The organism is Bacillus sp. SIMBA_074 (assembly GCF_046534555.1).
GTDB classification, from domain to species: Bacteria; Bacillota; Bacilli; order Bacillales; family Bacillaceae_G; genus Bacillus_A; species Bacillus_A mycoides.
The window spans coordinates 1-15184 of record NZ_JAWRYM010000055.1 but is presented as its reverse complement, the minus strand read 5'-3'; the positions used below and the strand labels follow the sequence as shown (position 1 = coordinate 15184).

Genomic DNA, 15184 nt, shown 5'->3' with positions numbered 1-15184 from the left:
CCCGGTACAATACCGGACTCATTTGGATCAAGTTGCCTAATGAAATAACCGTGTCTAACTTTTAGGGGTCACTTCAGAGCAGGGCGCTTTTTTCTACTACATAAGATAGCGTAAGTAAATGTAAATATGAGAAATGATTAATGAAACGATCATAATTGGGAAGCCGACTTTAAGGAATTCCATGTAGCTGAATTTATGTCCTTCACGACTTGCGATTCCGGCTACGATTACGTTAGCAGAAGCTCCGATTAATGTTCCGTTTCCACCTAAGCAAGCACCTAGTGCTAATGCCCACCATAGTACGTCGATTTGTGCGTCAGAAGGTGATAAACCTAGCCCAACTGCCATATCGTTAATAAGTGGAATCATTGTTGCAACGAATGGAATGTTATCGATTGTTGCAGAGGCGATACCAGATACCCATAGAACAAGGATAGATGCCTGAGAAATATCTCCGCCTGTTATTCCAATTACTTTTTGAGCTAACATTTTGATAAGCCCGATATCAATAAGTCCTCCAACGAGTACGAATAGTCCCGCGAAGAAGAAGATTGTTACCCACTCTACACTTGCGAATACCTCTTCAATTTCATGCTCTTTCACACCGATTAGCATAAGTACAGTAGCGCCAGTTAAGGCGATGATAGCTGCATCAATATGGAAAATAGAATGAGTCATGAAACCTAAAATAGTAAGGCCAAGTACTGTTAAAGATTTCTTCATTAATACTGGGTCTTTAATGTATTGTTTTTCATCTAAGCTCATTAATTTTTTAATTTGTACAGGATCAGCAATTAATTGCTTACGGTACATGAAGTAAAGAATTGTTGCTGTAACAGCAATAATGATGATTACGATAGGTGCTAAGTTGAATAAGAAAGCATTGAAATCTAAATGCTTATTTGCAGAACCAATCATAATATTTGGCGGATCACCAATTAATGTTGCTGTTCCTCCGATATTTGAAAAAATAATTTCAGAAAGTAAATATGGAACAGGATTTACTTGCAAGATGCGCGTAATAGATAAAGTAACTGGAACAACAAGAAGTACTGTTGTAACGTTATCTAAAAATGCGGAGCCGAGCGCGGTAAGTAAGGAAAGTGAAATTAAAATTTTAATTGGATTTCCTTGTGCTCCTTTTGCGGCTTTAATGGCAACGTATTGGAAGACACCTGACTTACTTGTAATGTTTACCAGTATCATCATACCGATGAGTAATGTAATTGTTCCCCATTCAATATGTTTCGTAAAGGCATTGTGTAAGTCAACGACCCCTGCAATTACCATGAATGCTGCACCAAGAAGTGCGATGACAGCACGGTTAATTTTTTCAGAAATAATAATGGCATATGTAATTAAAAAGACTGCGATAGCGAAATAATACTGCCAGTTTGCGAGTTCTTGCGTTGTTTCGTGCAAAACTCTCATCTCCTTTCATTCACTTTTCTTAGTGTGTCAAAAAATTAACTAGATGAAACACACATAACGTCATTATAAAGTAGAAAAATGGCGGATGTAAATGAAAGGGTTTATTTTGTCATATTTTCTGCATAGGTCATTTTTTCTTATTTTTAAAAATATTTGTGGGCATCTGACATATATATAAGATACATCCAATCTGAATATTTAAAATCGAATCAGCATTCGAGCTTGTTCGTGTAGGAGTGTCAAATAGAAAGGAATGACAAATATGATAAGGAAGGGATCGTATGGATGAACAACGATTTTTGTTTTTAGACTTTGAGTTTACGATGCCCCAGCATAGAAAAAAGCCCAAAGGTTTTTTCCCAGAAATTATTGAGGTCGGACTCGTTTCAGTTGTTGGTTGTAAGGTGGAAGATACGTATTCATCGCATATTAGACCGAAAACATTTCCGTCTTTAACGGATCGATGTAAAAAATTTTTAGGAATTAAACAGGAAGTAGTGGACAAAGGAATTTCTTTTCATGAACTTGTTGAGAAACTTGCAGAATATGAAAAGAGTGGTAAACCGACAATTGTAACGTGGGGAAATATGGATATGAAAGTCTTAAAGCATAACTGTGAAATGGCGGGAGTAGAATTTCCATTCTTTGGACAGTTTCGTGATTTATCGCTTGAGTATAAGAAGTTTTTTGGAGAGAGAAATCAAACAGGGCTGTGGAAAGCAATTGAGGCGTATGGAAAAGCAGGAACAGGAAAGCATCATTGTGCGCTTGATGATGCGATGACGACATATAATATTTTTAAGTTAGTAGAAAAAGATAAAGAGTATTTAGTCAAACCAGCACCTCCGACATTAGGGGAACTTGTTGATTTTTCGAAAGTGTTAAAGAAAGTGAGTACACAGTAACGACCAAATTGCAAAATATGTAATTTGGTCGTTTTGTTTTTTAAAGTTTGTAATCTTGCTTCAATTGCTGAAGTGTTTCTAGACTACGCCCCGCAAAAGGTGAATCATCTTCAGAAAATGAATTCATTTGAGTTTCTAATGCTAATTTTAGTGACTCTGTATAATCCGGAATTTCTCCTTCATATTTCTTCACCATTTGCTCTGGAATGTTCGTCTGTTCACGAAAAGCTAAAGCACGTCTTTCATGGAAGAATGGTACGTCAGCTTGTTTTACATTATGTAAATCACCTTGCACTGGATGTTTTAAAACAGCTAGTACTTTTACGACGTAACTGCCAGGACGGCTATTTGTAATTTCGCCGATGTATTTTCCAGTTTTATAAATACCAGTAACGATTTCACCAATTTCAAATGTTTCTCTCATATTTTTCACCTCAAGTTTATAGTAAGGAAAGTATAAGAAGGAGTCAAAGAAATCAGTTGATTTTTTGAATGTCCTTGAGAATATGACAGGCTTCAACTATAATTTAAAATGATATAACAGAAAATTCTGATGTTAATTTTTTTCATAAATTCCCTGATAAGGAGTGTTCTGTATGATGCCTTTATATTTTCCTGAAGATAAAACGGAGTATATTATTCCGGGTATTGTTTGCGTTCTATTTATCATCGGTGCGGTTGCTACGTGGCGTATGTTTATTCGTGTATCAAAACGAGAAGCAGAGCGATTACAGAAAGTAGAAGAAAAGCTTTTAGCTGAAAAGAAACAGTAATTCATTTTTGTATGTTTCCCTCTATGCTCGGACAATCTAAGGGCAGAAAGCATTTTGGAGGGAATTGAATGAAAAGACGGCTTTTTTTCAGTTGTTGTTTATTATTTCTAATGGCGGGTTGTGACCAAGGGAAGCCGAAAGAAATTGATGTGAAATTACATAATGCTTCAGGTGATGAAGTTGGGACTGCAAAAGTAGTTCAGCAAACAAGTGGAGTGAAAATTACGATTAAAGCGGAAGGCTTTACACCAGGACCACACGGGATACATGTGCATGAAATCGGAGAATGTAAAGCGCCTAGTTTCGAATCATCTGGGAATCATTTTAATCCGGATAATAAAAAACATGGGCTCTTGAATCCGAAAGGTGCAGAAAATGGTGATTTACCGAACGTAGTTGCAGACGGTTCGGGAAAGATTAAAGCAGAAATCGATGCTCCGTATATAACGCTTGAAGAAGGAAAAACGACGATTCATAGAAAAGATGGAGCGTCTATTATTATTACAGAAAACGCTGATGATGGTATGACGCAACCAACTGGTAAATCTGGTGGCCGAATTGCTTGCGGTGTTATCGTAAAAAAAGTGTCGGCTATGAAGAAAAAATAGAAGCTACCTTGAATGGTAGATTTTGTTGTAAAACTGCATGATAGTAAGTGGAATTATATCGATTTATCGAAAAAAAGGAGGCTATCCCAAAATCATTTTGGGATAGCCTCCTTTTTTGTTATGAGAATGTATGGTGTAGTCTGTTTAGAATTTCTTCTAAAACAGATCTAGGACAGCCAATGTTAATTCGGATATAGGCTTCTCCACCTGTTCCGTATTTCTCACCAGGCTCAACGATGATTTTACCTTTCTCTTCAAGCAATGCTGTTCGTTCATCTTGAGAAAGATCCAAGTGGGAACAATCAATCCACAGTAAAAAACTACCTTCTGGTTTAATTACAGAAAGAGCTGGTATGTGATTTTGAATATACTTACAAGCAAATTGAGCGTTATCTTCAACGTACAATCGAATTTCATTTAGCCAATCATTACATTCTGTATAGGCACTTTGCATTGCTGTATAAGCAAATGTATTTAATCCGTGGAATCCTTGTCTATATTGGATAGACATAAAGGCATTACGGAGATTTTCATTCGGAATAATAATGATCGATGCTTGTAATCCAGCGATATTAAATGTTTTGCTCGGAGCCATACAAGTAATAGTGCGTGCTGCTAATTCTTCAGATAAAGAAGCAAACGGTGTATGAGTATGGCCTCTATAAATAATATCGGCGTGAATTTCATCCGCGACAACGGTTACATTATATTGCGTACATAACGTACCGAGTTTTGTTAGCTCCTCTTTCGTCCAAACGCGCCCGATAGGATTGTGAGGGCTGCAAAGAAGCATTAGTTTTACACCTTGTTTAAATTGAGTTTCTAGATGCTCGAAGTCTATCTTATATATGCCATTTTGTTTAAACAAGGGACTCTCACATAATTGTCTATTATTTGTTTTGACCATTTCAAAAAATGGTGGATAAATAGGAGGTTGTACGAGTACTGCTTCTCCTTCTTTCGTTATAGCTTGTATGCTCGTACTAAGAGCTGGAACGATACCTGCGCTAAATACAATCCATTCTTTTTGTATTTCCCAATTGTATTGGCTTTTCGTCCAATTACAAATGATATCCCCAATATTTTCAGGAGGAAGTGTATAGCCGAAAATAGGATGTTCTGTGCGTTTTTGTAATGCAGTTTGAATTGGTTTTGGTACTTCAAAATCCATATCGGCAATCCAAGCGTGGATGAGTTCTTCATTTTTATATGTATCCCATTTTGTACTATGCGTTCCGCGACGATTTACCGTTTTATGAAATAGTTGCATATGTTTGCTCCTTTCTTCTGTCAAACTGTTAAGTTATGAAAATTTTCACTCTTCTTATAGAATAGCTGATGTGATACGATAAAGAAAAGCATTAAAAAGTGAAAAGGCGGGAAGCAGATGGGTGCATATGACAAAATGATTGAGGTTGTGAAAAATTGGGATCCGTTTCAAATGGGACCGGAGTTTTATGAAACAGAAGCGAGCGATGTTGTAAACATCGTAAGTGTGTTTGATGATCCGAAATACATCGCAAAGAAGATTCAACATATATACTTTATGTCTTTTGAAGAAGTACCTGCACTTGAAAAATGCGAAAAATTAGCAGTAGAGTTACTCGTACTAAAAGAAGGCGGAAGTTGTTCGTTATAGGCTGTCGGAATTTACGACAGCCTTTTTGTTTATTTTCATTTGTGCTGATTGATTAAAGCTTCACTTTATCCCGTTTTAACGGGCAGTAAGACTCCCGCCTCAAAATTCGGTTGAAGCAAAGAGGTTAGGCGAGAAATCAAACTGCCCGTAAAAACCCGATTGGTGAAGGCTAATAATCCGTGGGGATAGAGCCTCCCACGGATTAAAGCTTCACTTTATCCCGTTTTAACGGGCAGTAAGACTCCCGCCTCAAAATTCAGTTGAAGCAAAGAGGTTAGGCGAGAAATCAAACTGCCCGTAAAAACCCGATTGGTGAAGGCTAATAATCCGTGGGAATAGAGCCTCCCACGGATTAAAGCTTCACTTTATTGCGTCGCAAACGTAATAATTTCTTCATAAACATGATCGGGCTTTTCTTCAGGTAGTAAGTGCCCTGTATTTTCGTAAGAAATGAAAGTTGAATTAGGTAGGTCCTTATGGAGACGGTGTCCTACATGTACAGGGACGACGCGATCTTTTTCACCCCAAATGAGTAATACTGGGGTTTCGATTTTTTGTAATTCAGTTGAAGATAAGTCACCTTCACGGTCTCTTATCATTCGAGTTAAAGCAGGGAATATACGATCATCATAAAAAGGAGCAGCATAGCCTTCCATCATTTCATTGTCAATTAATGAATGGTCATGAACGACATTCATTAAATTATGGACGATGCCCCTTCGAATAATCCAGTTCTTCACGTATAAGTGGAAGAACGGTAAATAAGAGGAGTACAGTAAAGGTAAGTTTGCGCGTGCTAAATAACTAGAGCTACATAGTAAAATCGTCTTTGAAATTAATTCAGGGCGTAGTCGGTTTACAAAGAGTGAAATTTGTCCGCCCATAGAATGGCCAACTAATACAATATTCGAGAGAGATAAATGTTCGATTAAATCGATAATAATAGCTGCTAAATTGTGATAAGAATATTTAAAGAGATGAGATTTATCACTTTTTCCGAATGGTGGTAAATCAAGGGCAATTACTGTACCTTCCTTTGTTAGTAAAGGAATGAGTCGTCGATAGCTAAATGAGGAAGAGAGGAAGCCGTGAACGAGTACGAAAGTAGGTCGTTCTTTTTTAGTATTATGTTCATACAATTCGTAATGAATAGTAGTCCCGCGAGTGGAAAAAGTGAAGTAAGGGCATTTGCATTCATGGTTCATTTTTTGTCACTCCATTGATTTTTGTTCATATCATCTCCCGGCAAGAAACAAAATATGTTAACAAAAAAAGGCAAGATGACATCGTCATCTTGCCTTTCGCTTATTTATCCCGCTATTTACCGGGCAGTAGACTCCCACCTCAAAATTAGGCGAATGCGAGGAAGTTAGGTGGGAGATAACTGCCCGTAAAAGCCCGATTGGTGAGGGCTAATAATCAGTGGGGGATGGACAAAACCCCCACTGATTAAAGTTTCACTTTATAATTACCCACGCACAATATTAGGTGGTGTTTTTCCTTGTAATCCTGCTACTAAATTTTCAGCAGCTGTCATTGCCATTTGCTGCCGAGTTTTTAATGTTGCAGATCCGATGTGCGGTAAAGTTACAACGTTTTGTAATGATAAGAGCGGATTCTCTTTTTGAATCGGCTCTTGTGTAAATGTGTCGATGCCGGCTGCAAATATTTTCTTTTCTGTTAACGCATGAATTAATGCAGTTTCATCTACTGTTTTCCCGCGAGAAGCATTAATGAAAATTGCTGTTTCTTTCATTAGTGAAAATTCCTTTTCACCGATAAGATGATACGTTTCATCTGTTAATGGAGTAAGAAGAATAATAAAATCAGATTGTTTGATTAAAGTTTGTAAATCACAATATGTAGCATCAAATTTTTGCTCAGCTTCTTCTTTACGGCGACGGTTATAGTAAAGGACATTCATATCAAAGCCGAATTTCGCTCGTTTTGCGACAGCTTCTCCAATTCGTCCCATTCCGATAATACCAATCGTACTATGATGTACATCTAGTCCGAAGTGTTCTTTTCCAATTTCAGCGTTCCATTCACCATTTTTTACATAGGAATTGAGTTCGCAAACACGGCGACCAGCAGATAACATAAGAGCGAAAACGAGATCGGCTACTGTATCATCTAACACATATGGAGTATTCGTTCCGATAACATTTTGTTTTTCCATCGCTTTTAAATCAAAGTTATCATGGCCAACAGAAATGTTACTTACTACTTTTAAATTAGGAGCAACCTGCAATAATTCTTCATTTATAGTAGATCCGAAATTTAATAACCCATCTTTATCTTTTATTTTTTCCAACAGAACATCACGAGGTACTTTCTCGTTTTGATCCCATTTTTCAAAATCACAGTGTTCTGATAAATAGTTTTCTACAAATGTTGGAACTGGTTCGGCAATATATACTTTTGGTTTCACGGTTCCATCCCCTTTCACTTTATCCTGCGTTTTTTCACTGATTAAAGTTTCACTTTACCCCGATTTAACGGACAGTAAGCCTCCCGCCTCAAAAGCAGCTTAAGCAAAGAGGTTAGGTGGGAAAGCAACGGTCCGTAAAAGCTCGATTGGTTCAAATAATAATCAGCGGGGTGAGTCTTTCCACTGATTAAAGTTTCACTTTATTTTGACATAATTCACTAAAAAAATCTTCTTTTCAAATTGGAAAGAGTATTTGTATAATTTAGACAGAAACTAAAAGGAAGGATGATTTATATGGTGACAGAGAAAGAATTGGAATTATTAGCTTGTCTTGAAAAGAATAGTCGTTTATCTGTAGATACATTAGCGAAGTTGTTAAATATAGAAGTAGAAGAAGTGAAAAAAATGGTTGCGAAATTAGAAAGTGAAAAGATTATCGTGGACTATGTAACACATATCGATTGGACAAAAGTGAAAGAACATACTGGTTTAACGGCGATGATTGATGTGAAAGTTACACCGAAGCGTGGTGTCGGTTTTGATGCAGTAGCTGAACAAATTTATCGCTATTCAGAAGTGAAATCCGTTTATTTAATGTCTGGGACATATGACCTTTCTATTACATTAGAAGGAAAGACGATGGGAGAAGTAGCGATGTTTGTTTCTGAGAAATTAGCAACAATTGAATCTGTCGTTTCAACGACAACTCATTTTATTTTGAAGAAGTATAAACATGAGGGGATTATTTATGAAAAGACAGATGATGATAAGAGAATTGTGGTGACACCGTGAAGCAATTTGACCTATCTAGAGTAGCAGAATCTTTACAACCGTCCGGTATACGAAAGTTTTTTGATTTAGCGGCAAGTATGAAAGGCGTTATTTCACTTGGAGTGGGAGAGCCGGACTTTGTTACACCTTGGAATGTAAGGCAAGCATGTATTCGTTCTTTAGAACAAGGATATACGTCATATACAGCAAATGCAGGATTATTGGAGCTCCGTCAAGAAATAGCAAAGTATCTAAAAAAACAATTTGCAGTATCTTATGATCCGAATGATGAAATCATTGTTACAGTTGGAGCGAGTCAAGCGCTAGATGTAGCGATGCGTGCTATTGTAAACCCTGATGATGAAATACTTATTATTGAACCAAGTTTCGTTTCGTATGCACCGCTTGTTACGTTAGCGGGCGGGGTCCCAGTTCCAGTGGCGACTTCATTAGAAGATGAATTTAAAGTACAGCCAGATCAAATTGAAGCAGCTATTACAACGAAAACAAAGGCAATATTACTTTGTTCTCCCAATAACCCAACAGGCGCAATGTTAAATAAATCCGAATTAGAAAAGCTAGCAGTTATTGTTGAGAAGTATAATTTAATCGTGTTATCGGATGAAATTTATGCAGAGCTCGTATACGACGAAGCATATACGAGTTTCGCGAGTATTAAAAATATGCGTGACCATACGATTTTAATTTCAGGATTTTCAAAAGGGTTTGCCATGACGGGATGGCGTCTTGGGATGATTGCAGCCCCTGTTCAATTTTCAGAATTAATGCTCAAAATCCACCAGTATTCAATGATGTGTGCACCAACGATGTCTCAATTTGCAGCGCTTGAAGCATTACGCGGGGGAAATGATGAAGTAATTCGAATGAGAGATAGCTATAAAAAACGTCGTAACTTTATGACGACATCTTTCAATGAAATGGGCTTAACATGTCATGTGCCAGGCGGGGCATTTTATGTCTTCCCTTCTATAGCTTCAACCGGACTATCTTCAGCAGAATTTGCAGAACAATTATTATTAGAAGAAAAAGTGGCTGTTGTTCCTGGAAATGTGTTTGGCGGGAGTGGTGAAGGATTTATTCGTTGTTCATATGCAACATCGCTTGAGCAACTTATGGAAGCAATGAAGAGAATGGAACGGTTCATAGAGAATAAAAAAAGGACAAAACACAATACGTTTTGTCCATAAAAGGGGGGGAATACTAGAAAGCCATGTGTTAGTATTCTATCCTAATATTGGAGAATTATACGTATTACAGAAAATTTTTTCGTGAATTTTGAATGAGTTCTATCAAAGTGGTATAATTTACTAATATAAGGTGGGAGTATCCTCGGTGTTTTACTTAGGATACTTACTCACTAATCGGATATTTAACAATAAATACATCTGCTTTGCTATTTACAATTGTAGAGAAAATGGTAAACGTATGGGAGTGTTTCACATGTCAGAACAATATACAACGGGAGTGGTTGTAACAGGGAAAGTAACTGGAATTCAAGATTACGGTGCATTTGTAGCTTTGGATGCAGAAACACAAGGACTTGTGCATATATCTGAAATCACAAATGGGTATGTAAAAGACATTCATGACTTTTTAAAGGTCGGAGATACAGTAGAAGTAAAAGTACTTTCAATTGATGAAGAACACAGAAAAATGAGTTTATCGTTAAAAGCGGCGAAAAGAAAGCAAGGACGAATTCTTATACCGAATCCATCAGAGAACGGATTTAATACACTGCGAGAAAAGCTAGCAGAATGGATTGAAGAGTCGGAGGTAATAAAGTAAAAGAGGAACGCATATGAGCGTTCCTCTTTTACTGTGACTTATGATATATATATTTGCAAATATGATTGCATGCAATCATATTCGTATGTCGGAGGCGAAAAAGACATACTGACTATTGAATTTCATGTGTTTCTGGGTGAGTACCAAGATTCTCGGATGGTTTAAATAGTAAGCCGAGATTGATAAGCCCAGAAATACCAACGATGCCGTAAATAATACGTGCAAGAGCTGAGTTCTGTCCCCCGAAAATAGCCGCTACTAAGTCAAACTGGAAGAACCCGATCAGTCCCCAGTTAACAGCGCCGATTACAGTGAAGACTAATGCGATACGTTGCAAGGTACTCATGAAAAGTCCCCCCCTTAATGTGAAGCGTGAGCAAGCAAGGAGTTAATAAGAAAATTTAACTCCTTTATAGAATGGTATAGTTTTGTTGTTTTTATACATGAAAAATGTACGAAAAACGATGTATATACATCTATACCGAAAAATTCGAATTTTTATGCAAAAAATGAACTTTTTCTAAAAAATAAATAATGGTTACGTTTACAATTGTTGAATCGCTTGATTTACAACTTTAGTTTCGCTAAAGTGAATACAGAAATACATATACATAATTGGAGGGAAAAAGATGAGTACACATGTAACGTTCGACTATTCTAAAGCGTTATCCTTCATCGGTGAAAATGAACTAACTTATTTACGTGATGCAGTAAAAGTAACACATCATGCAATCCACGAAAAAACTGGAGCTGGGAACGATTTCCTTGGGTGGGTAGAGCTTCCGCTTCAATATGACAAAGAAGAATTCGCTCGCATTCAAAAATGCGCAGAAAAAATTAAAAATGACTCTGACATTTTACTTGTTGTAGGTATTGGTGGTTCTTACCTAGGAGCACGCGCAGCAATTGAAATGTTAAACCATTCTTTCTATAACACGCTTTCTAAAGAACAACGTAAAACTCCACAAGTGCTATTTGTTGGACAAAACATTAGCTCCACTTACATGAAAGATTTAATGGACGTACTAGAAGGTAAAGACTTTTCTATTAACGTTATTTCCAAATCAGGTACAACAACAGAGCCTGCAATCGCATTCCGTATTTTCCGTAAATTATTAGAAGAAAAGTATGGAAAAGAAGAAGCACGCAAACGTATTTATGCGACTACAGATAAAGCGCGCGGTGCTTTAAAAACATTATCTGATAATGAAGGCTACGAAACGTTCGTTATTCCAGATGATGTTGGCGGTCGTTTCTCTGTATTAACACCAGTAGGTTTATTGCCAATCGCTGTAAGTGGCCTAAACATTGAAGAGATGATGAAAGGTGCAGCTGCTGGTCATAATGATTTCGCGAAATCAGAACTTGAAGAAAACCCAGCTTACCAATACGCAGTAGTTCGTAATGCTCTATATAATAAAGGGAAAACAATTGAAATGCTTGTTAACTATGAGCCAGCACTTCACTACTTCTCTGAGTGGTGGAAACAGTTATTTGGTGAAAGTGAAGGAAAAGATCAAAAAGGTATTTTCCCATCTTCAGCAAACTTCTCAACTGACTTACACTCATTAGGTCAATACATTCAAGAAGGTCGTCGTGACCTATTCGAAACAGTTCTTAAAGTAGGTAAATCTACACACGAACTAAAAATCGAATTAGACGACAACGATTTAGATGGATTAAACTACCTTGCTGGTGAAACGATAGACTTCGTAAACACAAAAGCATACGAAGGTACATTACTTGCACATAGCGATGGCGGAGTACCAAACTTAATCGTAAACATCCCTGAATTAAATGAGTACACATTCGGTTACCTTGTATACTTCTTCGAAAAAGCATGTGCGATGAGCGGCTACCTATTAGGTGTAAATCCATTTGACCAACCAGGAGTAGAAGCATACAAGAAAAACATGTTTGCTTTACTTGGTAAACCAGGATTTGAAGAATTAAAAGCAGAATTAGAAGAGCGTTTAAAATAATGAAAAGCGATCGGGTCTCCGGTCGCTTTTTATTATTTTATTGAAAGGTACATCGGTATATTCAAACTAGAATGGGTATGCTAAAGGAAAAGTCTAGGAGGGATGGGCTTGATTCCGATTCAATCAAAATTAGAAGGATGTACATATGCGTTATATAAGTTAGAAGAGGTTATGAAACCACTTGGATATAGTATTGGCGGTAATTGGGATTATGATAAAGGATGCTTTGATTATAAAATCGACGAAGAAGAAGGGTATCAATTTTTACGCGTACCATTTACAGCGGTGGATGGGGAACTAGATGTGCCTGGTGTAATAGTCCGTCTTGAAACACCGTATATTCTTTCGCACGTATATCAAGACGAACTAGATGATAATGTTAATGCTTTAACAGCTGGAACGAGTGGATTGGATCAATTTGCGGAGCCGCAAGATCCAGATGGAGATGTGAAAAGAAAGTATGTCAATATTGGTAAAGTATTGGTACAAGAACTAGAAAATCATTTTTTTAATGGTGAATAACGATGAGTATGTCGCTTTCGATGAGAATGAAAGAATGAACTGGATTGATCATATATTGTTCGTCGCGCTTTACACCTAGTAAGAGAATGTTTTGCTTTAAAAGAGTATAGCTACAATTTGCAAAGGATTGTCCGGTGCAGGACGGGGGAATCTCCATCAGTTGTAATTTGTTATCAGAGATTTCATCGTAAAGTGAGAATAGTACACCTGAAATGGAAGGGAATAAAAGAGAAGCGGTAAATACATAGCTCGTTAATTTATTTCCTTCTATAATTTCTGATACGCCAGCTCTCGTTGCATTTTGGATTTGTTCAGAAGTAAGAAGTTCAGCGATGCAGTGAATGTTTGGATTAAGTCCTTTTGCAGTTAAAATATTTAAAATGGACTGTGTATCTGCTAAGCTTTCGTTCTTCTCTTTATCCGCTGTTATTAATATAGTGTGAGCTGTTGTAATGTTAGCTTTTAATAAAGTTTGATCGTGATGCGGACAACCTTTTATAAATTCTAAATGATGAAATGGCTTTGGAAGTAAAGAAAGTGTTTCATCAATTAAAACGATATCAAGGTTCGGTTGTAATATGTGCATTTGTTTTACAACATGTTTTGCACGCTCATTCCAGCCAATAATAATCATATGACCATTAGAGGTAGCAGCTGCTTCACCTTTAATTCTCATATATTGTTTATTAATCATGTCGGTAGCGAATAGAACCATATAATAAGAACAAAATCCCGTTCCTAATAAAATAATACATATACCAATAAGTTTTCCTATCGTTGTATGGGGGGCGAAATCGCCGTATCCAACGGTGAAAATGGTAACGATTGACCACCAAACCCCGTCGAACCATGTGGTGAAGTGAGATGGCTCTAATATATGTATAAGAAAGCCGGAGAAGGCAGTAAGTACAATAATAAAGCAAATTAAACGAAAAATAATGGAATCACGAAATGTATCTACTAAATTCGGACGGGATTTCAAGTTCCTATTCCTCCTTACTTTTCAGGACTACATTCATTGTTACCATTATAGAAAAAAGAAAAACTCTCTAATTAAAAAGAGAGTTCATTTCATAATTAATACATACTTTCAACTTCAGTTTGTTGAACACTTTCAAGATGCTGAAGAGCATAATAAACATCAGCAGTATGTCTTTTTTGATCGATAGACAATTTTAAATGTAAATAGTGCGAACCATTTTCCAATGTTTTGAGCTTCATGTTCTTAACTTTTATATCCATTTCTTTTATTTCTTCAATTACGGTCGGGATATTGTCCATATTTCGTACAACGAGTTTCACTGCGATATCACGTTGGCGAAATGATCTAGGACCGACGTATTTCATCGCTAATGGTATAAGTTCTACACTAATCATAAGGAAACACATTCCGAAAATAGCCTCGATATAGAAACCAGCTCCAACGGCAATGCCGATGCCAGAAGCACCCCAAATCATAGCGGCGGTCGTTAACCCCGCAATACTATCGTTTCCTCTGCGTAAAATTACACCGGCACCTAAAAAACCAATTCCTGATACAATTTGAGCGGCAAGTCGAAGTGGATCCATATTCATATGATCGGTATGTGGTAAGTTGTAAGCTGCTTTAATAGAAACAATGGTTAGGAGGCAACTAATAATAGAAATAACTAAACACGTTTTTAAGCCGAGTGGTTTACGTTTTAATTCGCGCTCTAAACCGATAGCGAATCCTAAAATAGCCGAGAGACCTAGTTTTATTAATAAGTCGGTGTAGTCCATGTATATTCCTCCTTGTATGATATGGTATATGAATAAAACGTTTATCCCACTATTTGCGGGCAGTAAGCCCCGCCTCAAAATCCGCCGAATGCGAGAAAGTTAGGTGGGGGACGACTGCCCGTAAATGCCCGATTGGTGAAGGCTAATAATCAGTGGGGGATGAACACCCCACACTGATTAAAGTTTCACTTTATATAGAAAGAAACGTTTTTTGACAGAGTGACTTTCTATAGAATATATGTAGGAATTACTTAGAAATGAAAGAGATGTTTCGTTTAAGTATATGATATTAAAAAAGAAGTGTAGTTGGTTTTAAAAAAGTTTTCAAAAGGTGTTGCATTTCATTTTTCCACATGATATATTAATAAACGTCGCTGATGCAGAAACGCAGAAAACGACAAAAAAGAAATTGAAAAACATAGTTGACATCGGAAAATGAAGATGTTAATATGATGAAGTCGCTTCTGGAGCGGCAGATAAGTTCTTTGAAAACTGAACGAAACAAACAACGTGAACGTCAATTTTTATTTTTAGATGCTAGACAAACTAACTTTA

17 protein-coding genes are annotated in these 15184 nt (G+C 36.9%); 9 read left to right on the top strand and 8 right to left on the bottom strand.

Annotated elements, in window-relative coordinates:
• Window positions 1-96: 96 nt before the first annotated feature.
• On the bottom strand, window positions 97-1422 hold the full coding sequence (locus tag SB773_RS29335; RefSeq protein ID WP_002145115.1) for an ArsB/NhaD family transporter: 1326 nt from the start codon (window positions 1420-1422) through the stop codon (window positions 97-99).
• Window positions 1423-1712: 290 nt separating this feature from the next.
• Between SB773_RS29335 and kapD the strand changes: the two genes are divergently transcribed.
• Window positions 1713-2336 carry a 3'-5' exonuclease KapD gene (gene kapD / locus SB773_RS29330; protein ID WP_410593706.1) on the top strand — a complete coding sequence of 208 codons (624 nt, stop codon included), beginning with the start codon at window positions 1713-1715 and terminating at the stop codon, window positions 2334-2336.
• A gap of 40 nt (window positions 2337-2376) precedes the next feature.
• Here kapD and kapB read toward each other — a convergent pair whose 3' ends face one another.
• A complete protein-coding gene (gene kapB / locus SB773_RS29325) occupies window positions 2377-2760 on the bottom strand; it encodes a kinase-associated lipoprotein KapB (RefSeq protein WP_001209324.1) in 384 nt (127 codons plus the stop codon).
• A 172-nt stretch (window positions 2761-2932) separates the two neighbouring features.
• Here kapB and SB773_RS29320 point away from each other — a divergent pair, with 172 nt between their 5' ends.
• Both SB773_RS29320 and SB773_RS29315 read left to right on the top strand, forming a co-directional pair.
• The gene (locus SB773_RS29320; RefSeq protein WP_000982763.1) at window positions 2933-3109 is read left to right on the top strand and encodes a hypothetical protein; all 177 of its coding nucleotides are present in this window, start codon (window positions 2933-2935) and stop codon (window positions 3107-3109) included.
• 68 nt (window positions 3110-3177) lie between these two features.
• Window positions 3178-3717: a superoxide dismutase family protein gene (locus SB773_RS29315; protein WP_410593703.1), complete on the top strand. Its 540-nt coding sequence runs from the start codon at window positions 3178-3180 to the stop codon at window positions 3715-3717.
• Window positions 3718-3835: 118 nt separating this feature from the next.
• Here the strand turns inward: SB773_RS29315 and SB773_RS29310 are convergent, their stop codons facing one another.
• Complete coding sequence (locus SB773_RS29310; protein WP_367960362.1) at window positions 3836-4987, bottom strand: MalY/PatB family protein; 1152 nt, start codon at window positions 4985-4987, stop codon at window positions 3836-3838.
• 117 nt (window positions 4988-5104) lie between these two features.
• Between SB773_RS29310 and SB773_RS29305 the strand changes: the two genes are divergently transcribed.
• On the top strand, window positions 5105-5356 hold the full coding sequence (locus SB773_RS29305) for a YugE family protein (RefSeq protein ID WP_215574070.1): 252 nt from the start codon (window positions 5105-5107) through the stop codon (window positions 5354-5356).
• Window positions 5357-5721: 365 nt separating this feature from the next.
• Here SB773_RS29305 and SB773_RS29300 read toward each other — a convergent pair whose 3' ends face one another.
• Together SB773_RS29300 and SB773_RS29295 are read right to left on the bottom strand one after the other, a co-directional pair.
• Window positions 5722-6561 (bottom strand): alpha/beta fold hydrolase, encoded by an 840-nt coding sequence (locus SB773_RS29300; RefSeq protein ID WP_002034539.1) that lies wholly within the window; start codon window positions 6559-6561, stop codon window positions 5722-5724.
• 263 nt (window positions 6562-6824) lie between these two features.
• Entirely contained in the window at window positions 6825-7805 is a 981-nt protein-coding gene (locus SB773_RS29295) for a 2-hydroxyacid dehydrogenase (RefSeq protein ID WP_002034537.1), read from the bottom strand.
• Between the two features lie 276 nt (window positions 7806-8081).
• Here SB773_RS29295 and SB773_RS29290 point away from each other — a divergent pair, with 276 nt between their 5' ends.
• From SB773_RS29290 to yugI, 3 genes are all read left to right on the top strand, one after another.
• Complete coding sequence (locus SB773_RS29290; protein WP_002129688.1) at window positions 8082-8579, top strand: Lrp/AsnC family transcriptional regulator; 498 nt, start codon at window positions 8082-8084, stop codon at window positions 8577-8579.
• On the top strand, window positions 8576-9766 hold the full coding sequence (locus SB773_RS29285) for an aminotransferase (RefSeq protein ID WP_002129685.1): 1191 nt from the start codon (window positions 8576-8578) through the stop codon (window positions 9764-9766). The genes SB773_RS29290 and SB773_RS29285 overlap by 4 nt, the downstream gene beginning before the upstream one ends.
• Before the next feature lie 253 nt (window positions 9767-10019).
• Window positions 10020-10364, top strand: a complete 345-nt coding sequence (yugI, locus tag SB773_RS29280) for a S1 domain-containing post-transcriptional regulator GSP13 (protein WP_002015848.1) — start codon at window positions 10020-10022, stop codon at window positions 10362-10364.
• Window positions 10365-10476: 112 nt separating this feature from the next.
• Here yugI and SB773_RS29275 read toward each other — a convergent pair whose 3' ends face one another.
• A complete protein-coding gene (locus tag SB773_RS29275; protein WP_002034535.1) occupies window positions 10477-10710 on the bottom strand; it encodes a DUF378 domain-containing protein in 234 nt (77 codons plus the stop codon).
• A gap of 283 nt (window positions 10711-10993) precedes the next feature.
• Between SB773_RS29275 and SB773_RS29270 the strand changes: the two genes are divergently transcribed.
• Window positions 10994-12346: a glucose-6-phosphate isomerase gene (locus SB773_RS29270; RefSeq protein ID WP_002015845.1), complete on the top strand. Its 1353-nt coding sequence runs from the start codon at window positions 10994-10996 to the stop codon at window positions 12344-12346.
• Between the two features lie 108 nt (window positions 12347-12454).
• Complete coding sequence (locus SB773_RS29265; RefSeq protein WP_002131278.1) at window positions 12455-12868, top strand: YugN-like family protein; 414 nt, start codon at window positions 12455-12457, stop codon at window positions 12866-12868.
• Here the strand turns inward: SB773_RS29265 and SB773_RS29260 are convergent.
• Together SB773_RS29260 and SB773_RS29255 are read right to left on the bottom strand one after the other, a co-directional pair.
• Entirely contained in the window at window positions 12855-13850 is a 996-nt protein-coding gene (locus tag SB773_RS29260; protein WP_410593696.1) for a potassium channel family protein, read from the bottom strand. The two genes, SB773_RS29265 and SB773_RS29260, sit on opposite strands and share 14 nt — an antisense overlap.
• Before the next feature lie 95 nt (window positions 13851-13945).
• On the bottom strand, window positions 13946-14629 hold the full coding sequence (locus tag SB773_RS29255) for an MgtC/SapB family protein (protein WP_002034530.1): 684 nt from the start codon (window positions 14627-14629) through the stop codon (window positions 13946-13948).
• Window positions 14630-15184: the final 555 nt, after the last annotated feature.